Here is a 19,876-nt window from a genome sequence, read left to right on the forward strand (position 1 = left end):
CCTGTGCGGCCGCGCATACCAGGGAAAGTCCGGACTGGAACAAAGGTTTGACGCAGAGCAAGCAGCGCCAAAAATCCAGCCGCGAGGCGAAAAAAAAGCCGCGATGAATATCGCGGCTTTCTTCTGCTTGAAACTGGTTGCGGGGGCAGGATTTGAACCTACGACCTTCGGGTTATGAGCCCGACGAGCTGCCAGACTGCTCCACCCCGCGTCTGATGTGTGAATCATACATCATTTTGAAATCTTGTGCAGCGCACCGAGGGAATTTTTTCGGTTTTTGGCCAAATTCAGCTGAAAAAATGCGGCAGCCGCCTGAAAAAAGCGCTGTGCATAGCCCGGCATGTCCATGCATATCACCTCGGCCGGGCCGATGGCCGTGACCTGCGCCACGCCGCCGTAGCCCAGGCCATGCCCCTCACCCGCATTAATGCGCACCGAAACCGCGCGAGGCAGTCCGCCCGCGGCTTCCGGGCCATTCACGGGTTCCTCGATCCGCACGCTGCCGCTGACGCACACCAGCGTGGCGCCCGCGCGCAGGACCAGTTTCCGGCTGGCGCCGGCGGCAAGTTCCAGGCGGCGGGCCTGGGCATCTGGGGTGTAAGTCGCAATCATCGTCGTCTCCTGTCGGACAACTACAGACTACGCGCGCCCTGCTATGCGCAACAGTCACACTCGCAGGGTTTCTGTACCGATGCAGATCCTCGATTTCCGCGCTGTTATGGTGTACTTTGCTTGAATCTGTGCCTAGTCTCACACCAACCTCGGGGAGCATGATCGGCGCATGGATCCGCAACCGCTCTATCTACGCCTGGCCAACCATTACCGGCGCGCCATCCAGACCGGCGTGCTGGCGCCCGCCCAGCGCATGCCCTCGGTCCGCACGCTGGTGCGCACCCACCACGTCAGCCTGTCCACGGCCTTGCAGGCCTGCCGCCAGCTGGAAGACGACGGCCTGATCGAAGCGCGGCCCCGCTCGGGCTACTTCGTGCTCAAGCCCCGCCGCAACACTATCCCGCCCGTGGACGAGCCGGACATCCGCCAGGCACTGGGCGCGGCGCAATACGTGGGCATCCACGATCGGGTCTCGGACTTCGTGGCCAAGTGCGAAGCGCATCCGGTCAGCGCCAACTTCGCCCTGGCCGCGGCAGTGCCCGAAGCCTATCCGCTGGAAGAACTTAAGCAGGCCATGATCCGCGCTCTGCGCCAGTCGCCGCAGGTGCTGGTCAGCCCGGTCCCGCCGCAGGGCCATCCGGACCTGCGCACCGTGCTCGCCCGCCGCGCACTGGCCAACGGCATCAACGCCACGCCGGACGACGTCATCGTCACGCATGGCTGCATCGAGGCGCTGAACCTGGCGCTGCGCGCGGTGGCGCGGCCAGGCGACACAATCGCGGTCGAATCGCCCGCCTACTTCGGCCTGCTGCAGATCCTGGAAAGCCTGGGCATGCGGGCGCTGGAGATTCCCACCAGCCCGCAGCACGGCCTGTCGATCGAAGCGCTGGACCTGGCGTTCCAGACCCACGGCAACATCCGCGCCGTGGTGGTGGTGCCCAATTTCCAGAACCCGCTGGGCTGCGTCATGCCCGACGCGGGAAAGGCGCGGCTGGTTGCGCTGTGCGAACGCCAGCAGGTGCCCCTGATCGAAGACGACACCTACGGCGCGCTGACGGACGACGACACGCCGCTGGCCGCCGCCAAGTCCTGGGACGCGACCGGCAACGTCATCTATTGTTCGTCCATGCACAAGACGCTGGCGCCAGGCATGCGCCTGGGCTGGCTGCTGGGCGGCCGCTGGAAGGCCCGCATCGCCATGCTGAAGTTCGCCCAGAGCCGGCCCAACGAACCATTGGCGCAAATTGCCGTGGCCGAGTTCATGGGCTCGCGCGCCTACGACCGCCATCTGTCGCGCCTGCGCCGGCACCTGAAGATGCAGCGCGACCAGACGGCCGAGACCATCGCTGCGCACTTCCCTTCCGGCACCCGCCTGAGCGTGCCGCAGGGCGGCATGCTGCTTTGGGTGGAGATGCCCGACGGACGCTCGGGCATGGACGTGTTCGAAGCCGCGCTCCGGCAAGGCATACGGGTCGCGCCGGGCGCCATGTTCTCCAATGGCACACGCTACAACCATTTCCTGCGCATCAGCTGCGGACAACGCACCACGCCCGAGATCACCGCTGCGCTGCAAACGCTCGCGCGCATCGTGGGCGAGCGGCCCAGATGAATCCCGCCCTGCACCAGTTCATCGTCGACTACGGCCTGTGGGCGGTGCTGGCCGGCACGCTGCTCGAAGGCGAAAGCGTGGTCGTTTTCGCCGGCTTCCTCGCACACCAGCACCTGCTGCACCTGCCCTATGTGGTGCTGTGCGCGTTCGCCGGTTCATTCCTTGCGGACCAGGCCCTGTTCCTGCTGGGCCGCCGCTATCGCGATCATCGCTATGTCCGGCGCATCCGCGAGAAGCCCGCTTTCGAAAAGGCCTTGGCCGCGGTGGACCGCTATCCGCACGGCTTCATCCTGAGCCTGCGTTTCCTGTACGGCCTGCGCACGGTGGGGCCAGTGGCGCTGGGCGTGTCGAATGTGCCGCCGCTGCGCTTCCTGGTGCTCAACGCCATCGCCGCCGCCATCTGGGCGGTGTGCTTCAGCACCCTGGGCTATCTGTTCGGCCAGACGATCGAATCCATGCTGGGACGCCTGCACGGCGTCGAGACCAAGCTGGCCGTGGCCATCGCGATCGGCGTGCTCATCTGGCTGGCTTATCACCTGCTGGGCAGGCGCCGCAAATAACTGCGCTCAGACCACCAGCTTGCCGCTGGCGCGCAGCACATAACGGCGCCGCGCGTTGCGGTACCAGCGGCCCACCAGGGGCAAGCGCGCCAGGCGGCGCAGGATGGGGTGGCGCTGGTCGAAGTCGTGCCAGGCCTTGAAGCCATGCCCCATGCGCTCCCAGCTCTGGCGCGCCTCGGGGGAAAGTTTGCCGGGGTCGAACGCCGCCAGCTTTGCTGCTTCCGAGACACGCATCGCGATCGATCCGCCCCGGCATTCCAATGAATACTGATTCCGCATGGGGCCGCATATTACCCGGCTTGCGTGACCTGCGGCAGCGTGCAGCAAGCGCTGCCGCAGCGAGCAAATGGAGCCAGCTTTGACCGCCCCATGCAAGCCTTTGTAATTAAAGGAAAATGAACATCTATGCCCGCACTATCCCAAGGCTTGTCCACAGAAGTTGTGGGTAACTCCCGCAAGCCTGGACCCGCAAGCCAGCCTATTTCAAGGCGCCCAGAATCATGTCGCGCACGCTCTCGAAACCGGCCACGTACTGCGGATTCTCGGAGCGGGCCAGCAGGCTGGAATAGTTCTGTTCGAGCTGGGCTTCGATGGCCTCGCGCAGGCCGGGAGAAGCCTTGGCCAGATGCAGCATCGACAGCACGGTCGAATTCAGCGCATCGATGCGGCCGCCTTGATGCGAAATGGTATGCACGATGACGGCGATTTGTTCCTGGATGTCCATGTGTAAGCCTCCTGGCATTGAAGTCGGCGCAAATCCTAGCACGGCGCCACGCCGGCCCATGCTAGGCAAGCCCTGCGCGCCGCGCTAGCATGAAGCGTAGCCGCAGAGGCACGGCGGCGCACGTCACCGGCTCCGTCTCCAGGGCTGCGCGCCCGCGAGCATCCGGTGCAACCGGAGGCCTCCGATGAAGACGATCCAGAACTACGTTGCGCCGGACGCCCAGTCCATGCGGCGCCTGCAGGACCGGCTGGGATACAGCGACGCGCGCATGGCGGAGCTGGCCGGACTCGACGCAGCCATTCCCTGGCACAGTTTCATCGGCGGCCCCGAACCGCGCTCACTGGGCCGCCAGCGCCTGTTCTACGTGGCGGCCCGCCTCACCTTGGACGAAGCGCAATGGCAGCGCGTGCTGGCGGCCATGCATGACCTGGGCGCGCGTTTCGATTATCAGGACACCCGGCATCCCGACGCCCTGCCCGCGCCGGAACCCGTCGCCGACGAAGAACGCAAGTTCGGCATGCTGCTGGTCAGCCGTAACGGCTCCTTCCACGAAATGGAGCAGTTGCGCGAATTCGCGCATTTCGCGCACGAGGCCGATGTCAGCCGCTATGTGCATTCGGCCTTCTACGATAGCGACATCGATCTGTGCCGCTTCAGCTTCGCCGACCACGACGGCCTGGACGATGCCAGCCGCGACCGCATCTTCGATGCCGCGCGCAAGACCATCACGCGCTTCGAGTTCGACGGGCGCATCTATCAAGGCGGCATTCCGCCTGAATCCGATGGCTAGCGCCCGGCGCCATGCTGGCGTGCGAGGGCCGGCTGCGCATTGACGCGGGCAGGCCCGGGCCTGTACCGTCGGCACTCGCGCCCTCTCGCTCCATGCCGCCCATTTCCGTATGAACGAACGACTCGACGCCATCGACCGGCAACTGCTCAGCCTGCTGCAAGCCAATGCGCGCGAACCCGCGGCCATCCTGGCGCGCAAGCTCGGCCTGGCCCGTACCACGGTGGTGGCGCGCATTGCGCGGCTCGAACGCGAGCACATCGTGGCGGGCTATGGCGTGCGCCTGGGGCGCTTGCTGGAAGAAGCGGCGGTGCGCGCCTATTGCTTCATCAGCGTACTGCCCAAGACTCCCGCCGCGGTCATACGCGAACTGGAGAAGATGCCCGAAGTCGAGGAGGTCTCCTCGGTCAGCGGCCCCTACGATTACCTCATCTTCCTGCGATGCGAAACCCACGAACAGCTGGACGAACTGCTGGACCGCATCGGCCTGATCGACGGGGTCAAGCAGACCCAGACTTCCATCGTCCTGAGCCGCAAGCTCGACCGCCGCAGCGCCGTGGCCGCGCCATGAAATGATGGTGTAATTGAGGTAATCGCCATTTCAGGACGCCTCATGTTTGCACGCCTTGCCCCCGCCGCCGTATTGCTTGCCCTGCTGACCGCCTGTTCCAGCATGAGCGAGGTCACGCCCGCCGGCAAGGACACCTACAGCGTCACCCACAGCTCCGGCTCGCAAATGATGACCTGGGTGGAAATCAAGAACCAGGCCCTGCTGCGGGCCGAACAGTATTGCCAGTCGATCGACCGCAAGCTGGTCAAGCCCAAGATCACCTCCAACCACGCGACCGGCCTGGGCCCCAAGCGCGCCACCGTGACCTTCGAATGCGGCGTCATCGAGCCGCCCAAGAATTCCTCGAAGTAAGGCGGCGGCCCACCCAGATCCGCAACACAACCTCAGTCCCCGCATCGTGAACACCTCCCTGCCCGTAGGCATCACCATGGGCGATGCCGCCGGCATCGGTCCCGAAATCGTCGTCAAGGCCTACGCGCAAGGCCTGAACGCGCCTTGCGTGGTGTATGGCGATGCGGGCGCGCTGCGCCGCGCCGCCGCCCAGCTGGGCGCAAGGCTGGAGATCGTCGAGGTCGCCGACGTCGGCCAGGCAGCGCCGGGCGCGGACCACATCAACGTCATCGCCTGCAGCCCCGCCCTGCCCGCCGACCTGCCCCTGGGGCAGATCAGCGCGGCCGCGGGACGCGGCGCCTACGATTATGTCTGCGCCGCCATCGACGACGCGCAGGCCGGCCGCATCCGCGCCATCGTCACCGCGCCGCTGAACAAGAAATCCATGCATGCCGCCGGCATCGACTATCCCGGCCATACCGAGATCCTCGCGGAACGCTCGGATACGCAAGACTTCGCGATGATGCTGGCCAACGACGAGTTGCGCGTGCTGCTGGTGACCATACACGTGGCGCTGGCCGACGTGATCGCGCGCATCACGCCGCAGGCGGAACTGACTGCCATGCGGCTGGCCGACCAGGCCTGCCGCCAGATGGGCATCGCCCAGCCGCGCGTCGCGGTGGCGGGCCTGAATCCGCACGCGGGCGAAGGCGGCAAGTTCGGCCGCGAAGACATCGACATCATCGAGCCCGCAATCGCCGCTGCCCGCGCGCAAGGCATAGACGCGAGCGGGCCCTGGCCCGGCGACACGATCTTCATGCGCGCCCGGCGCGGCGAGTTCGATATCGTGGTGGCGCAATACCACGACCAGGGACTCATTCCGGTCAAGTACCTGGGCCTGGACCACGGCGTGAACGTGACGGTAGGCCTGCCTTTCGTGCGCACCAGCGTGGACCACGGCACTGCCTTCGACATCGCGGGCAAGGGCCTGGCCGACCATGCCTCGCTGGTCGCGGCGTTCGACCTGGCGCTGGCCATGACGCCCTGAGCGCCGCGCTGCGGCGCTGCCACGACCTGCAGCGCTGACAACTGGCTGTCAGGAAGCAAGACGTCCCGGGGACTACAATACTGCCCGTTTACGGCGCCCGCGGCGCTTTCCGTCCGCCCTCCCCCTTCCATCCCTCATGTCACGCCTTGCCCGCCTTCTTCCCGATCGCTTCACCCTCTATCTGATCTGCACCGTCATCATCGCCAGCATCGTGCCCGCTCATGGGCAAGGCGTGGTGGTGTTCGGCTGGATCACCAACATCGCGGTCGGCCTGCTGTTCTTCCTGCACGGCGCGCGCCTGTCGCGCGAGGCCATCATCGCCGGCCTGACGCACTGGAAGCTGCACCTCACGATCTTCTCCGCGACCTTCCTCATGTTCCCGCTGCTGGGCCTGGCGCTCAAGCCGGTGCTGGAACCGCTGGTCACGCCCGAACTCTATCTGGGCATCCTGTTCCTGTGCTGCCTGCCCGCCACGGTGCAATCGGCCATCGCCTTCACCTCGATGGCGCGCGGCAACGTGCCGGCTGCCGTGTGCAGCGCCTCCGCCTCCAGCCTGCTCGGCATCTTCATCACCCCGCTGCTGGTGGGCACGGTGGTCGCCAACGCGGGCAGCGCGCCGATCTCGTTCGACGCCGTCGGCAAGATCATGCTGCAACTGCTGTTGCCCTTCGTGCTGGGCCAGTTCGCCCGCCGCTGGATCGGCGCCTGGGTGCACAAGCGCAAGGCCATGCTGAAGTTCGTCGACCAGGGCTCCATCCTGCTGGTGGTCTACACGGCGTTTTCTGAAGCCATCAACGAAGGCCTGTGGAGTTCGACCCCGATCCCCGCGCTGGCGGGCCTGGTGGTGGCTTGCGCCGTCATCCTGGCGCTGGCGCTGGGTCTGTCGGCCCTTGCCGGCCGCGTGTTCGGCTTCAATGTCGAAGACCGCATCACGCTGCTGTTCTGCGGCTCGAAGAAAAGCCTGGCCAGCGGCATTCCGATGGCGCAGGTGCTGTTCGCCGGCCACGCCGTGGGCGCGATCGTGCTGCCGCTGATGCTGTTCCACCAGATCCAGCTGATGGTGTGCGGCGTGCTGGCCGCGCGCTTCGGCAAGCGTCCCGAGGCGCAAGCCTGAAGCGGGTTCGCAGCTGCAATGAAAAACCGCGCCGAGGCGCGGTTTTTTCTTGGACCGGACAGGTTCAGTACATGTCGCGCGGCTGCGCGCCCGAGAAGTTCAGGAAGCGCGTGCTGGAGCCCTGGAAGGTCAAACGCACGGAACCAATGGGACCGTTACGCTGCTTGCCGATGATGATCTCGGCGGTGCCCTTGTCCGGCGAATCGGGGTTGTAGACCTCGTCGCGGTAAATGAACAGGATCACGTCCGCGTCCTGTTCGATAGCGCCGGATTCGCGCAGGTCGCTCATCACGGGGCGCTTGTTGGGACGCTGTTCCAGGCTTCGGTTCAGCTGCGACAGCGCGATCAGCGGGCAGTTCAGTTCCTTGGCCAGGCCCTTGAGCGAGCGGCTGATTTCCGACACTTCGGTGGCCCGGTTTTCGCCCGAGCCATTGCCCGACATGAGCTGCAGGTAGTCGATGATGATCAGGCCGAGCTGGCCGCATTGGCGCGCCAGGCGGCGCGCGCGCGCCCGCACTTCCATCGGGCTGAGCGCCGGCGATTCGTCGATGTAGACCTGCGCGTCCTGCATCAGCTGGACTGCGTGGGTCACGCGTGGCCAGTCCTCGGCGATCAGCTTGCCGGTCCGCATGCGATGCTGGTCCAGCAGGCCCACGGAGCCCAGCATACGCATGGCCAGCTGGACCGCGCCCATTTCCATGGAGAACACCGCCACCGGCAGCCCTTCCTCGATGGCCACGTGTTCGCCGATGTTCATCGAGAACGAGGTCTTGCCCATCGACGGACGGCCGGCCACGATGATCAGGTCGCCGCCCTGCATGCCCGAAGTCATCTTGTCCAGATCGGTGAAGCCCGTGGGCACGCCGGTCACGTCGGAGGTGCTCTCGCGGTGATAGAGCTCGTCGATGCGCTCCACCACCTGCGTCAGCAGCGGCTGGATTTCCTGGAAGCCCGCGGCGCCGCGTGCGCCTTCCTGGGCGATCTGGAACACCTTGGACTCGGCCTCGTCCAGCAGTTGGCGCGCTTCCTTGCCCTGCGGGCTCATGGCGGCCGCGGAGATCTCGTCGGCGATCGCGACCAGCTTGCGCAGCATGGCGCGCTCGCGCACGATCTCGCCATAACGGCGGATGTTGGCGGCCGACGGCGTGTTGTGGGCCAGCGCGTTCAAATAGGCCAGGCCGCCGGCATCCTCGGCCTTGCCGGCGCTGACCAGCGACTCGTGGACGGTGATGACGTCCGCCGGGCGCGCCAGCCCGATCAGGCGGGCAATATGGTGCCAGATAAGCCGGTGGTCGTGCCGGTAGAAATCCTCTTCGACCAGCACGTCGGCGATGCGGTCCCAGGCTGCGTTGTCCAGCAGCAGGCCGCCCAGAACCGACTGTTCCGCCTCGATGGAATGGGGGGGAACGCGCAGGTATTCGAGCTGGGAGTCGGCAGGTGTATTCATGACTTCAATAGTAACGGCTGCAGGATGTCCGCGACGCGGAAGAATCCCTGGATATCGCGCGAGGGCAATCGGCCCAGCACCACGCGCAAGGGCGCGGCAATGCCGCAGAGCACGCGCGCCAGGCGCGTCAGGCGGGCTCGGACCTCGGGGTCGGGGTTGCTTTCGAAATAGACTTCGAACGCCAGTTTACCCAGCGTGCGGGCCACGTCGTCCGGCAATTTACGCAAAGACACCAGAGAGGCCAGCATCTGGAACAGGTCATAGGCCTGGGCCAGCGGGCGCGACAGGGTCGAACCGATGTTCTCTTCGAAATCGATGCGCCACAGCTCGCCGTCCTGCAGGGTGATGTTGCGGATCTGGGCGCCGCCATGCCACATGCCGCGGGCATGGAAAGCGGCCAGATCTGCTGCCGCGGCGCGCGCTAGCCACAAGCGGGACGTCGTGTCCTCGTTGCGGATCAGGTCGGCCAGGTCTTCGCCCACGTATTCCAGCACCAGCAGGCCTTGCTCCTGCCACCAGACCTCGGGCACGCGGCAACCGGCCTTGAGCAGTTGCGCCAGGCGCTGCGACTCGTGCGTCAGGCCGTTGCGCAGCAACACGCCCGGACGTGGAAACTCGCCGAGGAAAATCTTGCATCCCACGCCCAGGAACAGGGCGCGCACATAGCGCAGCGCGTAGCTCACGCCCTGACCGATGCCGGGACGGCGGCGCTTGATGATGCAGCGCACGCCATCTATCGTCAAATCCCTCACCGAAGGTTCACGCGACGCATCCACGCTATCCAACCAGGCTCGCAGGCCGGGGGGCGCGTTGTGGTGAACGGGGGGCTGAGTCAAGACGTCCTCTGAGGAATGCGGCGCGGGGCCTGGATCGTGGAGTCCGAAGACTACACGCAATACGCGATGGACAAAAAGAAAAAAAGCCGGCGCGCGGGCCGGCTTCTTTTTTACTGCGGGTACCGGCTTAGGACAGTTCGCCTTCGACCAGGATCGTCACGTCGACCAGAACGTCGGCGTGCAGGGCAACCTGGGCCGGGAACTCGCCGATCGACTTCAGCTGGCCGTTGGGCAGGCGGATTTGCGCCTTTTCCACGGCTTCGAAGCCGGCCTTGCGCAGGCCTTCAGCGATGTCGGCGTTGGTGACCGAGCCGAACAGGCGGCCGTCGACGCCAGCCTTCTGGACGATCTTCAGCTGGAAGCCGGCGACGCGCTCGCCCAGAGCCTGGGCGGCGGCCAGCTTTTCAGCCTGGGCCTTTTCCAGTTCGGCGCGGCGCGCTTCGAATTCCTTCAGGGCGGCGTCGGTTGCGCGACGGGCCTTGCGCTGGGGGATCAGGAAGTTGCGGGCGTAGCCATCACGCACGCGGACGACTTCGCCGAGGTTACCCAGGTTGACGACTTTTTCGAGCAGAATAACTTGCATTTCAGTGCCCCGGATTAGTTGTGGTTGTCGGTGTAAGGCAACAGGGCCAGGAAGCGCGCGCGCTTGATGGCGGTGTCCAGCTGACGCTGGTAGATTGCCTTGGTGCCGGTCAGGCGAGCCGGGATGATCTTGCCGTTTTCTTGCACGAAGTCGCGCAGGGTGTCCAGATCCTTGTAGTCGATCTCTTCCACGCCGGCAGCGGTGAAGCGGCAGAACTTACGACGCTTGAAGAGCGGGTTCTGCTGCGTGAATTTGCGTTTTTCCTTGCGTTTTCCGAAGAAAGCCATGATATGTGCCTCTTTGTTTGAGGGGGCCGGGTTCTACCCAAAACGGGCCCAAACCCCCATAACCTATCCGTAATCAGAAGGCGCTCATCGCGCCTCTTGCCCAATTCCCTTCAAGCCACCAGCGGATCGCGCCCTGCGCTGCCGCTGATCCTGCGTGCCTGCTGCAAATGCAGCTTGACCTTCACCGAGTCCTTGCGGGTGGGAGCCAGAAACCCCTGCACCAGCAATTCGGACCCTAGCGCGGTGTCCTTCAGCAGCAACGCCAGATCGCCCAGTGCCACGGCCGCGATAGTCAGTTCGACGCGGCGCGGGTGGCCTGCTTCGATGACTTCGGACTCGTGCGCCAGCACCATTTCCAGTGCGGGCAAACCGGCGGGAGTGTGGCGCAAAGGCTCGCATTCGAGAACGCGGGCGCTGAGTTCCAGCTTGTTCATCCTGCCAGGCACCGAGGGGACTTCATGGGATGAGCTCTGCGTGAGCCCTGCTTACTCGGCCTGAGCCGGCGCTGCTGCTTCAGCCGAAGCCTTGCGGGCTTCTTCGCGTTCGACCGACTTCATCATGATCGAGGGCGTGGCTTGAGCCTTCTTGGTCTTGATGACCAGGTGGCGCAGAACGGCGTCGTTGTAGCGGAACGAGTGTTCCAGCTCATCCAGCGTGGCTTGGCCGCACTCGATGTTCAGGCAGACGTAGTGAGCCTTGACGAGCTTCTGGATCGGGTAGGCCAGTTGACGGCGACCCCAGTCTTCCAGGCGGTGAACCGAGCCGCCTTGGCCCGTGACCAGCGCTTGGTAACGCTCGACCATGGCGGGCACTTGCTCGCTTTGGTCGGGGTGAACGATAAACACCACTTCGTAGTGACGCATGAGTAAAACTCCTTGAGGATGTCTCGCTGGCCGACCGTCCTGCGCCCCCGCTTTCCATCAGGGGCGGATCGCAATATGCATCTTGAACAGTGGCCCGCAAGGGGCAGCCCGCTACCCAAAAACCATGGGCGGTCGAGCAAGAAAGCTCTCGATTATCACCGATTGAGCGGTCAGACGCAAGCCAGAGGCAGGTCAGGAAATAAGGGACGGACTATTTCCATCGCCCTGCCCCGCCTGCCGAGGCAAATCGGCAACATCGATTTCCTGGGGACGGTTGACCACGCCGACCATCACGTAGCTGATGATCATCAGCAGGAACCATGAGCCCAGCTTGGCGATGGACACGAGTTGCCAGCCCTGCGACTGGTTTGGATAGCGCCAGGCGTTGGCGAAGGTGCCGATGTTCTCGGCGAACCAGATGAACAGGGCCACCAGCACGAAACCCAGCAGCAGCGGCATGCGGCGGTAGACCCGCCAAATGCGGAAATACACCCAGGTGCGGGCGAACAGGATGGCGGTCAGCGCGAACAGCGCCCACCGGATATCCATGATGTAGTGGTGCGCGAAGAAGTTCAGGTAGATCAGCACCGACAGCGCCACGCAGGCCGCCAGCGGCGGATGCGCGCGGAAGCGGAAGTCGAACAGGCGCCAGACGCGGGCGAGATAGCTGCCCACCGCCGCGTACATGAAGCCCGTGAACAGCGGCACGCCGCCGATGCGCAGCACGCTGGCCTCGGGATAGATCCACGAACCCGCGGCGGTCTTGAACACTTCCATGCCCGTGCCCACCACATGGAACAGCAGGATCACGCGGGCTTCGCTCCAGGTTTCCATGCGCAGCGCCAGCAGCAGCGCCTGGATGCCCAGCGCGGCCAGGGTCAGGAAGTCGTAGCGGGCCAGCGCGGCGTCTTTCGGATACCACCAGTGCGTGCCCAGCAGCAGCGCGCACATCAGGCCGCCGAAAAGGCAGGCCCAGGCCTGCTTCACGCCAAAGCGGAAGAACTCGTAAAGGGCCACGCCAAAACGGCCGCGGCCGGCCAGATTGCTGGCCAGCCGCGATTCCCACTCCTGCAGCCCCGCGATGAGCGGCCAGTCATTGGCCGCCGGATGGCTCACGGAAAGCTCAGCCTTCCACGACGGCGTAGGCCGAGTGGTTGTGGATGGATTCGAAGTTCTCGGCTTCCACGCGGTAGCGGGCGATGCCGGGATGCGCGTTCAGGCGGGCAGCCACGTCGCGCACCAGGTCCTCGACGAACTTGGGATTGTCGTAGGCGCGCTCGGTGACGTACTTCTCGTCCGGGCGCTTGAGCAGGCCCCACAGTTCGCACGAGCCTTCTTCTTCGATCAGGCGGATGACGCCGTCCATGCCGATGTCGGCATTCAGGATGGCCGACACCGTGACGTGCGAGCGCTGGTTGTGCGCGCCGTATTCGGAGATGGCCTTGGAGCAGGGACAGAGGCTGGTGACGGGCACCTGCACGATCAACTCGAACTCGACCTCGTCGCCCTGGGCGCGGGCGATCCATTGCACTTCGTAGTCCAACAGGCTTTGCACGCCGGAAATCGGGGCGGACTTGTTGATGAAGTACGGGAAGGCGGCGGTGATGTCGCCGCGCTCGGCATGCAGCAGCGGCAGCATGTCGGCAGCCATGGCGCGGAACAGGGTCGGCGTCATGGGGATGCTGCGGTACTTTTCCAGCAGGGCCACGAAGCGGGACATGTGCGTCCCTTTTTCTTCGGGCGGCAGCGCCACCGTGAGCGTCCAGTTGGCCACGGTGCCCTGGGGCGAGCCGTCGCCGCTTTCAATCAACATGGGGTGGCGCACGCCACGGATGCCCACGCGCTGAATCGGGATGTGCCGGGTGTCCGCCGAACTCTGGACGTCGGGCATCACGATGGCGGGGTCGATCGGAGAATTCATTTCGGCTTACCTGTCTAGGCAATCAGTCGTGAAAACGCACGGGCCTAGGAATCTTTGAGAAGGGGGCCATTATCGCCCATAGTCCGCGGATCGCCAGGGAAAACCCTTTTATCCGTAGGTTGGCGGGGCCGGAACAGTGTGTTTCATTGCCGCGGACAGTGGCCTGGCCCCTGCCCGCGGAATCGGGCCGGATTCAGCCCAGCAGATTGGCGTAACGGGCGCGGATCGCGCTTTCGATGCCCGCCGCGTCCAGGCCGATGCCGGCCCACAGCGCCGACTGCTCGCCGTGGTCGATGAACTCGTCGGGCAGGCCCAGTTGCAGGACCGGGATCGCAACCCCCGCCGCGCTCAGCGTTTCCAGCACCGCGCTGCCGGCGCCGCCCATGATGGAAGCGTCTTCCAGCGTAACCAGGGCGTCATGGCGGCTGGCCAGCTCGAGGATCAGTTCGCGGTCGATGGGCTTGACGAAGCGCATGTCGGCCACGGTGGCATCCAGCTTTTCAGCCGCGCCCAACGCGGCCTGAAGCAGCATGCCGAAACCCAGGATGGCGATCTTGCGGCCCTCGCGGCGCACCACGCCGCGGCCGAGCTCGACCGTGTCCAGGCCGGGCGCTTCAGCCGCGCCGCAGCCCGCGCCGCGCGGATAGCGCACCGACGCCGGGCCGGGATACTGATAACAGGTCGACAGCAGCAGCCGCGTTTCGTTTTCGTCCGAGGGCGTGGCCACGACCATGTTGGGCACGCAGCGCAGGAAGGCGATGTCGTAATTGCCCGCATGCGTGGCGCCGTCCGCGCCCACCAGGCCGGCGCGGTCCAGCGCGAAGGTCACGTCCAGGTTCTGCAGGGCCACGTCGTGGATGAACTGGTCGTAGCCGCGCTGCATGAAGGTGGAGTAGATCGCGACCACGGGCTTCTGGCCTTCGCAGGCGATGCCCGCGGCGAACGTCACGGCGTGCTGCTCGGCGATGCCCACGTCGAAGTAGCGCTGCGGAAAGCGCTTTTCGAATTCCACCAGCCCGCTGCCCTCGCGCATGGCGGGCGTGATGGCGACCAGGCGCGAATCCTGTTCGGCCATGTCGCACAGCCACTGGCCGAACACCTGAGTGAAGCTGCGCTTGCCCGGCGCCTTCGATTGCTGGATGCCGACGGCCGGATCGAACTTGCCCGGACCGTGGTACAGCACCGGGTCGGCCTCGGCCAGCTTGTAGCCCTGGCCCTTCTTGGTGACCACGTGCAGGAACTGCAGGCCTTCCAGGGCCTTGAGGTTCTGCAGCGTGGGCACCAGCGCGTCCAGGTCGTGCCCGTCGATCGGGCCGACGTAGTTGAAGCCGAATTCCTCGAACAGCGTGGCCGGCGTGACCATGCCCTTGGCATGCTCTTCGAAGCGGCGCGCCAGTTCCAGCACCGGCGGCACGTGTTGCAACACCGCGCGGCCGACGTTCTTGGCGGCCGCATAGAAGCGGCCCGACATCAGGCGCGCCAGGTAGCGGTTCAGCGCCCCCACTGGCGGCGAGATCGACATGTCGTTGTCGTTCAGGATCACCAGCAGGTTGATGTTGGGCGTGACGCCGGCATTGTTCATGGCTTCGAAGGCCATGCCGGCGGACATCGCGCCGTCGCCGATGATGGCGATGTGCTGGCGCTGCACGCCGGCGTTGCGCGAGGCCACCGCCATGCCCAGCGCCGCCGAGATGGAAGTGGACGAATGCGCGGTGCCGAAGGCGTCGTACTCGGATTCACTGCGCTTGGGGAAACCCGAAATCCCGCCCTGCTGGCGCAGCTTGGCCATGCCGGCGCGGCGGCCAGTCAGGATCTTGTGCGGGTAGGACTGGTGGCCTACGTCCCAGACGATGCGGTCATGCGGCGTGTCGAACACCTGATGCAGGGCCAGGGTGAGCTCGACCGTGCCCAGGTTGGACGACAGGTGCCCGCCCGTTTTGGACACCGATTCCAGCACGAAGCCGCGCAGCTCGTCGGCCAGCTTCTTCAGCTCGCGGCGATCCAGGCGCTTGAGGTCAGCCGGGGATTGAATGCGGTCCAGTAAATCTGTCGTCATGCTTTTATGTGGTTCGTTGGCCCGGCCTGCCTCCAGCCCGGGCTGGTCCCGGTTCAGCGGTCTCGTAGGACGATGAAGTCGGCCAGTTCAGCCAGGCGCGATCCGGCCTCGCCCAGCGGAGCCAGGGCGGCCAGCGCGTCCTCACGCAGTTCCTGGGCGAACGCGCGCGCGCCGTCCAGGCCCAGAAGCGATACATAGGTGGGCTTGTTCTCGGCGGCGTCCTTGCCCGGCGTCTTGCCCAGGCTGGCGCTGTCGGCGGTCACGTCCAGGATGTCGTCGACCACCTGGAAGGCCAGGCCCACCGCCTGCGCGTAGGCGTCCAGCGCCTGGCGCGAGGCCGAACTGGCGCCCGCCACGATGCCGCCCAGGGCCACGCTGCAAGCCAGCATGGCGCCCGTCTTCATGCTGTGCATGGTTTGCAGCTCGTCGCGCGACAGCGCGCGGCCGACGCTGAACAGGTCAATGGCCTGGCCGCCGGCCATGCCCTGGCTGCCGGCGGCGCGCGCCAGCGACTGAGTGGCCTGCACGATCAGCGCGGGCGCGATCGGCATGGAAGCCAGCAGATCGAAGGCCAGCGGTTGCAGCGCATCGCCCGCCAGCATGGCGGTGGCTTCGTCGAACTTCACGTGGGTGGTGGGACGGCCGCGGCGCAGCGTGTCGTCGTCCATGCAGGGCAGATCGTCATGCACCAGCGAATAGGCGTGGATCAGTTCCACCGCCGCGGCGGCGCGGTCCAGCGAGGCCTGCACGGCCAGCACGCTGCCGCTGACGGGGCAGGCCTGCCCCGCCGCGTAGACCAGCGCGGCGCGCACCCGCTTGCCGCCGCCAAGCACGGCGTAGCGCATGGCTTCATGCAGCCGCGCGGGCAACGCGTCCGCCGGGGGGAGCAGATCGTCCAGGACGTCTTCGACGTGCTGGACACGGCCTTGCAACCATTCCGGGAAGGCGAGTTGAATTTGCTTCATCGGGTTCTTATTCGTCATCCAGCGCCGCCGGGTCCAGCGGACGCAGCAAGTCGCCCTCCAGGACCTTGACCTGCTGTTCGGCCTGCGCCAAGCGTTCCTGGCAGACCCGCGTGAGCGCCACGCCGCGCCGGTAGGCGGCCAGCGACTGCTCCAGCGGCAACGAGCCGTCTTCCATGGCCGCTACCAGCGATTCGAGTTCGGCCAGCGCCGTTTCGAAATCCTGGGGCAAGGGACGGTCATCGATCTGCGGATCGGCTTGTGAAGATTTGGCCAAACGGGTCTCCGAGGGCGCTAGGGGTGGATCAATCCGTGAATTGTACGAGATACCCGCAAGGCCGTCGGGCTTGCCGCCGCGCGCGGCGCGTCTCAGGCCGCAGCGCCTGCCAGCCCCGCAATGGCGCCCTGCAGCAGCGGCGCCACGCGCGTACGCAGGTCCGCCTCGGGCAAGAGGCTGGCGGGCCCGCCGCAGCTCATGACGAAGACGCCCTCGCCCGTAATGGAGGCAAACGGCACGGCGACCGCATTGATCCCCGACTGCCATTCGCCGATGGCGTAGCAGCAGCCCGTGTCGCGCAGTTCGGCGCGGGCGCGCTCCATGGCGGCCGCGTCCGGCGCGGTCTCGCCCAGCCGGGCCAACGCGTCGGCGCAGGCCTGGGGCGGCAGGCTGGCCAGGTAGGCCCGGCCCATGGCGCTGTCCAGGCTGGCGCGATAGCCGACGGGCAGGCGCAGGTAGAGCGCCGAAGACCCATGGATGGCCTCGACGTAGGTCATGGCATCGCCATCGAAGGCGCCCAGGGCCACCGCGCCGCCGGTGGCGCGCGCCAGCTCGGTCATCGAGGCCTTGGCCAGTTCGCGCACCTCCAGCCCGGCCAGCAGGCCGAAGCCCAGCGCCAGCACGCCATAGCCAGGCGAATATTTGCCGGTGTCCGGGTGATAGCACAGATAACCCAATTCAGTAAGGGTGTAGGTGATGCGGCTGATGGTGGGCTTGGGCAAACCGGTCAGGCGCGCCAGGTCCAGATTGCCCAAGGCCGTCACGCCATGGCGAAAACAGCGCAGTACATCCAGCCCGCGCGCCAGTGCGGTAATGAAATCAGGCGAGTTGGCGCCCCCGCCCGCGCCGGCGGCGCGCTTGCGGCGCGCGGGCAGGCTGAGTTCGACCTTGCCGTCCGGTTTGGCGGCGGGATGGGCGATGCGCTTGGCGTCAGAAAAAGATTGCATTTCTATTCGCTTCGTTTTTATAGTTTATTTCGAATAACAAAATTAAATTCCATTTTACGGAATTTAATGCACCCAAGGAGACTTGGCAAGCGCTACCCGCAGCGCCAAGCCAGGCCCGACCATCCACTCATGCACGCGATTTCAAGGGGAAAACATGATTCGCACTAGCTTCAAACTGCTGGCCAGCCTGCTGCTCAGCGCCGCCGCACTGGGCGCCCAGGCCGAAACCTATCCGGCCCGGCCGATCAAGGTGGTCTCGCCCTTCCCCGCCGGCGGCGCCACCGACGTGCTGACCCGCATCCTGGCCGAGCGCATGGCCAAGACGCTGGGCCAGCCCATGATCGTCGAGAACAAGGCAGGCGCCGGCACCTCGATCGGGGCGGCCTTTGTTTCGCGCGAAGCGCCGGACGGCTACACCATCCTGATGGCGACCAACTCCACGCTGGTCACCAACCGCTATCTATACAAGGAACTGCCCTACGATCCCGATGGCTTCGCCCGCATCGGCATGGTCGGCGTCGGGCCGCTGGTCCTGCTGTCCAGCCCCAAGCGGCCGTTCAACAGCACCCAGGACGTGGTGGCCTACGCCAAGCAGAATCCAGGCAAGCTGACCTTCGCCACCTTCGGCCCGGGCACGTCCTCGCACCTGGCGGGCGAACTCTTCAAGGAACGCGCGGGCATCGACATCCTGCACGTGCCCTTCAAGGGCGCGACCCAGGCCCTGCCCGCCCTGGTCAGCGGCGACGTGGACCTGTTCTTCGACATGGTGGCCACCGGCATGCCGCAGGCCGATGCCGGCAAGGTCAAGGTCTTCGCCATCACCAGCCCGGGCCGCCTGGCGACGCAGCCCAAGCTGGCGACGCTGGCCGAACAAGGCTATCCCGCGTTCGACATGACCGCCTGGTTCAGCTTCGTGGCGCCCAAGGGCACCCCCGCCCCCGTGATGGAAAAGCTGCAGCAGGCCCTGGCCGAGACCCTGCAGGACGAGACCATCAAGAAGCGCATGCTGGACATGGGCATCGACCCGCGCTCGGGCACGGCTGCCGAACTGGACAAGCAGATCAAGACCGAACAGCCGATCGTGGCGCAACTGATCAAGCAGGCCAATATCGTCCTGCAATGATGGCGCGGCTGGTTTCGTGACAAAACGTAGGCGGGCCCGCGCCCGCCCGTGAATGCGCCGCGCCGCGCGGCGTCCGCCGGCAGAGGGCTCCAGCGCCCCTGCCGGTTTTTCATGCGCGTCGATATGCCCTCTAACTCCTGGATACAGAACCAGGACGCTGCCCGCTGCTATGGTGAAAAAGTAGACACCGCCATGGGAGCCCGATGCCGTACGCCGAAGAGAAATATGCGCGCCTGGATGCCGCCCGCTGGTTGGCGGCGGTAGCCGTCGTGCTGCTGCACAGCGCCGCCATGGTGGTAAGCAACCCCGCGGTGTACGGCGGGGGAGCGTGGCTGGCGGCCAATCTGTACGACTCGGCGGCGCGCTGGTGCGTGCCCGTGTTCGTCATGGTCAGCGGCGCCCTGCTGCTGGATCCCGACAAGCCGCAGGACGCGCGCCAGTTCTACAGCCGGCGCATGGCGCGGATCTGCGCGCCGCTCTTGTTCTGGACGTTTTTCTATCTGGCCTGGCGCACGGCGCTGGATTGGTGGGACGACGGCCGCATCGATTTTTCGTTCTGGCCGCGCAAGCTGGTGCAGGGCGAGCCGTACTACCACCTGTGGTACCTGTACATGATCGTGGGCCTGTATCTGTTCGCGCCGCTGGTGCGCGTCCTGTATGCGCGCAGCACGCCGCGCGCCCGCGCCTTGTGGGTGGTCGGCATCCTGGGCGTGGCGATCCTGGACGCGCTGTACCGCCGCGCGCTGGGCGCGCCCGCGGGCTTCTTCCTGACCTGGTTCCTGCCCTATCTGGGCTACTTCGTGGCGGGCCGCCTGATCTTCGACGGCCAGATGCGCATCCCGCGTCCCGGCCTGATGCTGGCGGCCAGCGTCGCCGCGACCGCGCTGGGCGTGTACACGATGTCGAGCAACCGCGCGCTGGATACCTACTTCTACGATTACTTCAGTCTCACGGTGCCGTTCATGTCGCTGGCCGCGTTCCAGTGGATCGTTGGGTCGCCGCGCCTGCCGCGGCTGGCCTCTCTGGCGCCTTTGACCTTCGGTGTCTACCTGATCCATCCGCTGTTCCTGGACGTGGCGCATCGCGCCGGCGCCTTGACGGGCGCGCGCAACGAGGCCTGGACGCTGCCCATGCTGGCGGTGGCCGTGTTCATGTTGTCGGCGGCCAGCAGCTGGCTGATGAGACGCCATCCGGCCACCCGGCGCTTCGTCTGAAAGGC

24 protein-coding genes and 1 tRNA gene are annotated in these 19,876 nt (G+C 65.9%); 9 read left to right on the plus strand and 16 right to left on the minus strand.

The genetic code is table 11. From position 1 onward, the window contains the following. Positions 1-134: 134 nt before the first annotated feature. Positions 135-211: transfer RNA gene (locus DXK93_RS15785), tRNA-Met, on the minus strand. A 20-nt stretch (positions 212-231) separates the two neighbouring features. Next, positions 232-612 carry a hypothetical protein gene (locus DXK93_RS15790; protein WP_059379239.1) on the minus strand — a complete coding sequence of 127 codons (381 nt, stop codon included), beginning with the start codon at positions 610-612 and terminating at the stop codon, positions 232-234. A gap of 169 nt (positions 613-781) precedes the next feature. Here DXK93_RS15790 and DXK93_RS15795 point away from each other — a divergent pair, with 169 nt between their 5' ends. Both DXK93_RS15795 and DXK93_RS15800 read left to right on the plus strand, forming a co-directional pair. Continuing rightward, entirely contained in the window at positions 782-2,221 is a 1,440-nt protein-coding gene (locus tag DXK93_RS15795) for a PLP-dependent aminotransferase family protein (protein ID WP_119450554.1), read from the plus strand. Beyond that, complete coding sequence (locus tag DXK93_RS15800; RefSeq protein ID WP_054451038.1) at positions 2,218-2,781, plus strand: DedA family protein; 564 nt, start codon at positions 2,218-2,220, stop codon at positions 2,779-2,781. Before DXK93_RS15795 ends, DXK93_RS15800 begins: the two co-directional genes overlap by 4 nt. Before the next feature lie 6 nt (positions 2,782-2,787). On the opposite strand, the gene DXK93_RS15805 is transcribed toward DXK93_RS15800, so the two are convergent. Together DXK93_RS15805 and DXK93_RS15810 are read right to left on the minus strand one after the other, a co-directional pair. After that, positions 2,788-3,015 carry a hypothetical protein gene (locus DXK93_RS15805; protein ID WP_223283424.1) on the minus strand — a complete coding sequence of 76 codons (228 nt, stop codon included), beginning with the start codon at positions 3,013-3,015 and terminating at the stop codon, positions 2,788-2,790. 244 nt (positions 3,016-3,259) lie between these two features. After that, positions 3,260-3,505 (minus strand): hypothetical protein, encoded by a 246-nt coding sequence (locus DXK93_RS15810; protein WP_054451036.1) that lies wholly within the window; start codon positions 3,503-3,505, stop codon positions 3,260-3,262. A gap of 184 nt (positions 3,506-3,689) precedes the next feature. Between DXK93_RS15810 and DXK93_RS15815 the strand changes: the two genes are divergently transcribed. The 5 genes from DXK93_RS15815 (at position 3,690) to DXK93_RS15835 (ending at position 7,355) form a co-directional block, all read left to right on the plus strand. Continuing rightward, positions 3,690-4,295, plus strand: a complete 606-nt coding sequence (locus tag DXK93_RS15815) for a hypothetical protein (protein WP_054451035.1) — start codon at positions 3,690-3,692, stop codon at positions 4,293-4,295. 109 nt (positions 4,296-4,404) lie between these two features. Then, positions 4,405-4,863 (plus strand): Lrp/AsnC family transcriptional regulator, encoded by a 459-nt coding sequence (locus DXK93_RS15820; protein ID WP_054451034.1) that lies wholly within the window; start codon positions 4,405-4,407, stop codon positions 4,861-4,863. A 42-nt stretch (positions 4,864-4,905) separates the two neighbouring features. Continuing rightward, a complete protein-coding gene (locus tag DXK93_RS15825) occupies positions 4,906-5,214 on the plus strand; it encodes a hypothetical protein (RefSeq protein ID WP_054451033.1) in 309 nt (102 codons plus the stop codon). 46 nt (positions 5,215-5,260) lie between these two features. Then, a complete protein-coding gene (pdxA, locus tag DXK93_RS15830; RefSeq protein ID WP_082400687.1) occupies positions 5,261-6,241 on the plus strand; it encodes a 4-hydroxythreonine-4-phosphate dehydrogenase PdxA in 981 nt (326 codons plus the stop codon). 136 nt (positions 6,242-6,377) lie between these two features. Further along, complete coding sequence (locus DXK93_RS15835; RefSeq protein WP_054451031.1) at positions 6,378-7,355, plus strand: bile acid:sodium symporter family protein; 978 nt, start codon at positions 6,378-6,380, stop codon at positions 7,353-7,355. A gap of 64 nt (positions 7,356-7,419) precedes the next feature. Here the strand turns inward: DXK93_RS15835 and DXK93_RS15840 are convergent, their stop codons facing one another. The 12 genes from DXK93_RS15840 to DXK93_RS15895 form a co-directional block, all read right to left on the minus strand. Beyond that, positions 7,420-8,802 (minus strand): replicative DNA helicase, encoded by a 1,383-nt coding sequence (locus DXK93_RS15840; RefSeq protein WP_054451030.1) that lies wholly within the window; start codon positions 8,800-8,802, stop codon positions 7,420-7,422. Next, positions 8,799-9,638 (minus strand): hypothetical protein, encoded by an 840-nt coding sequence (locus DXK93_RS15845; RefSeq protein ID WP_119450555.1) that lies wholly within the window; start codon positions 9,636-9,638, stop codon positions 8,799-8,801. Before DXK93_RS15845 ends, DXK93_RS15840 begins: the two co-directional genes overlap by 4 nt. Before the next feature lie 127 nt (positions 9,639-9,765). Continuing rightward, positions 9,766-10,221, minus strand: coding sequence for a 50S ribosomal protein L9 (rplI, locus tag DXK93_RS15850; RefSeq protein ID WP_054451028.1), 456 nt, complete (start codon positions 10,219-10,221; stop codon positions 9,766-9,768). Between the two features lie 14 nt (positions 10,222-10,235). Continuing rightward, positions 10,236-10,508, minus strand: a complete 273-nt coding sequence (rpsR, locus tag DXK93_RS15855) for a 30S ribosomal protein S18 (protein ID WP_006218308.1) — start codon at positions 10,506-10,508, stop codon at positions 10,236-10,238. A gap of 110 nt (positions 10,509-10,618) precedes the next feature. After that, on the minus strand, positions 10,619-10,942 hold the full coding sequence (gene priB / locus DXK93_RS15860) for a primosomal replication protein N (protein ID WP_054451027.1): 324 nt from the start codon (positions 10,940-10,942) through the stop codon (positions 10,619-10,621). 51 nt (positions 10,943-10,993) lie between these two features. Beyond that, positions 10,994-11,371, minus strand: a complete 378-nt coding sequence (rpsF, locus tag DXK93_RS15865; protein WP_013392507.1) for a 30S ribosomal protein S6 — start codon at positions 11,369-11,371, stop codon at positions 10,994-10,996. 192 nt (positions 11,372-11,563) lie between these two features. Continuing rightward, a complete protein-coding gene (locus DXK93_RS15870; protein ID WP_119450556.1) occupies positions 11,564-12,487 on the minus strand; it encodes a DUF817 domain-containing protein in 924 nt (307 codons plus the stop codon). Between the two features lie 7 nt (positions 12,488-12,494). Beyond that, positions 12,495-13,292: a GTP cyclohydrolase FolE2 gene (folE2, locus tag DXK93_RS15875; RefSeq protein WP_054451025.1), complete on the minus strand. Its 798-nt coding sequence runs from the start codon at positions 13,290-13,292 to the stop codon at positions 12,495-12,497. 193 nt (positions 13,293-13,485) lie between these two features. Continuing rightward, a complete protein-coding gene (dxs, locus tag DXK93_RS15880; protein ID WP_119450557.1) occupies positions 13,486-15,348 on the minus strand; it encodes a 1-deoxy-D-xylulose-5-phosphate synthase in 1,863 nt (620 codons plus the stop codon). Positions 15,349-15,401: 53 nt separating this feature from the next. Then, positions 15,402-16,313, minus strand: a complete 912-nt coding sequence (locus DXK93_RS15885; RefSeq protein ID WP_054451023.1) for a polyprenyl synthetase family protein — start codon at positions 16,311-16,313, stop codon at positions 15,402-15,404. A 7-nt stretch (positions 16,314-16,320) separates the two neighbouring features. Next, entirely contained in the window at positions 16,321-16,587 is a 267-nt protein-coding gene (locus tag DXK93_RS15890; RefSeq protein ID WP_054451022.1) for an exodeoxyribonuclease VII small subunit, read from the minus strand. 92 nt (positions 16,588-16,679) lie between these two features. Beyond that, positions 16,680-17,534, minus strand: a complete 855-nt coding sequence (locus DXK93_RS15895) for an IclR family transcriptional regulator (RefSeq protein WP_119450558.1) — start codon at positions 17,532-17,534, stop codon at positions 16,680-16,682. Positions 17,535-17,688: 154 nt separating this feature from the next. Here DXK93_RS15895 and DXK93_RS15900 point away from each other — a divergent pair, with 154 nt between their 5' ends. Both DXK93_RS15900 and DXK93_RS15905 read left to right on the plus strand, forming a co-directional pair. Further along, entirely contained in the window at positions 17,689-18,657 is a 969-nt protein-coding gene (locus tag DXK93_RS15900; protein WP_119450559.1) for a tripartite tricarboxylate transporter substrate binding protein, read from the plus strand. A 203-nt stretch (positions 18,658-18,860) separates the two neighbouring features. Next, complete coding sequence (locus DXK93_RS15905; RefSeq protein ID WP_054451019.1) at positions 18,861-19,871, plus strand: acyltransferase; 1,011 nt, start codon at positions 18,861-18,863, stop codon at positions 19,869-19,871. Positions 19,872-19,876: the final 5 nt, after the last annotated feature.

The organism is Achromobacter sp. K91, assembly GCF_003576205.1.
Taxonomy (GTDB): domain Bacteria; phylum Pseudomonadota; class Gammaproteobacteria; order Burkholderiales; family Burkholderiaceae_B; genus Achromobacter; species Achromobacter aegrifaciens.

Coding starts and splice junctions, on each gene's coding strand:
- DXK93_RS15840 (WP_054451030.1), bottom strand. CDS start 8,802: ATGAATACACCTGCCGACTCCCAGCTCGAATACCTGCGCGTTCCCCCC.
- DXK93_RS15900 (WP_119450559.1), top strand. CDS start 17,689: ATGATTCGCACTAGCTTCAAACTGCTGGCCAGCCTGCTGCTCAGCGCC.
- dxs (WP_119450557.1), bottom strand. CDS start 15,348: ATGACGACAGATTTACTGGACCGCATTCAATCCCCGGCTGACCTCAAG.
- DXK93_RS15790 (WP_059379239.1), bottom strand. CDS start 612: ATGATTGCGACTTACACCCCAGATGCCCAGGCCCGCCGCCTGGAACTT.
- DXK93_RS15800 (WP_054451038.1), top strand. CDS start 2,218: ATGAATCCCGCCCTGCACCAGTTCATCGTCGACTACGGCCTGTGGGCG.
- DXK93_RS15835 (WP_054451031.1), top strand. CDS start 6,378: ATGTCACGCCTTGCCCGCCTTCTTCCCGATCGCTTCACCCTCTATCTG.
- DXK93_RS15885 (WP_054451023.1), bottom strand. CDS start 16,313: ATGAAGCAAATTCAACTCGCCTTCCCGGAATGGTTGCAAGGCCGTGTC.
- DXK93_RS15820 (WP_054451034.1), top strand. CDS start 4,405: ATGAACGAACGACTCGACGCCATCGACCGGCAACTGCTCAGCCTGCTG.
- rplI (WP_054451028.1), bottom strand. CDS start 10,221: ATGCAAGTTATTCTGCTCGAAAAAGTCGTCAACCTGGGTAACCTCGGC.
- rpsR (WP_006218308.1), bottom strand. CDS start 10,508: ATGGCTTTCTTCGGAAAACGCAAGGAAAAACGCAAATTCACGCAGCAG.
- priB (WP_054451027.1), bottom strand. CDS start 10,942: ATGAACAAGCTGGAACTCAGCGCCCGCGTTCTCGAATGCGAGCCTTTG.
- DXK93_RS15815 (WP_054451035.1), top strand. CDS start 3,690: ATGAAGACGATCCAGAACTACGTTGCGCCGGACGCCCAGTCCATGCGG.
- DXK93_RS15825 (WP_054451033.1), top strand. CDS start 4,906: ATGTTTGCACGCCTTGCCCCCGCCGCCGTATTGCTTGCCCTGCTGACC.
- DXK93_RS15795 (WP_119450554.1), top strand. CDS start 782: ATGGATCCGCAACCGCTCTATCTACGCCTGGCCAACCATTACCGGCGC.
- DXK93_RS15810 (WP_054451036.1), bottom strand. CDS start 3,505: ATGGACATCCAGGAACAAATCGCCGTCATCGTGCATACCATTTCGCAT.
- DXK93_RS15895 (WP_119450558.1), bottom strand. CDS start 17,534: ATGCAATCTTTTTCTGACGCCAAGCGCATCGCCCATCCCGCCGCCAAA.
- DXK93_RS15905 (WP_054451019.1), top strand. CDS start 18,861: ATGCCGTACGCCGAAGAGAAATATGCGCGCCTGGATGCCGCCCGCTGG.
- rpsF (WP_013392507.1), bottom strand. CDS start 11,371: ATGCGTCACTACGAAGTGGTGTTTATCGTTCACCCCGACCAAAGCGAG.
- DXK93_RS15805 (WP_223283424.1), bottom strand. CDS start 3,015: ATGCGTGTCTCGGAAGCAGCAAAGCTGGCGGCGTTCGACCCCGGCAAA.
- folE2 (WP_054451025.1), bottom strand. CDS start 13,292: ATGAATTCTCCGATCGACCCCGCCATCGTGATGCCCGACGTCCAGAGT.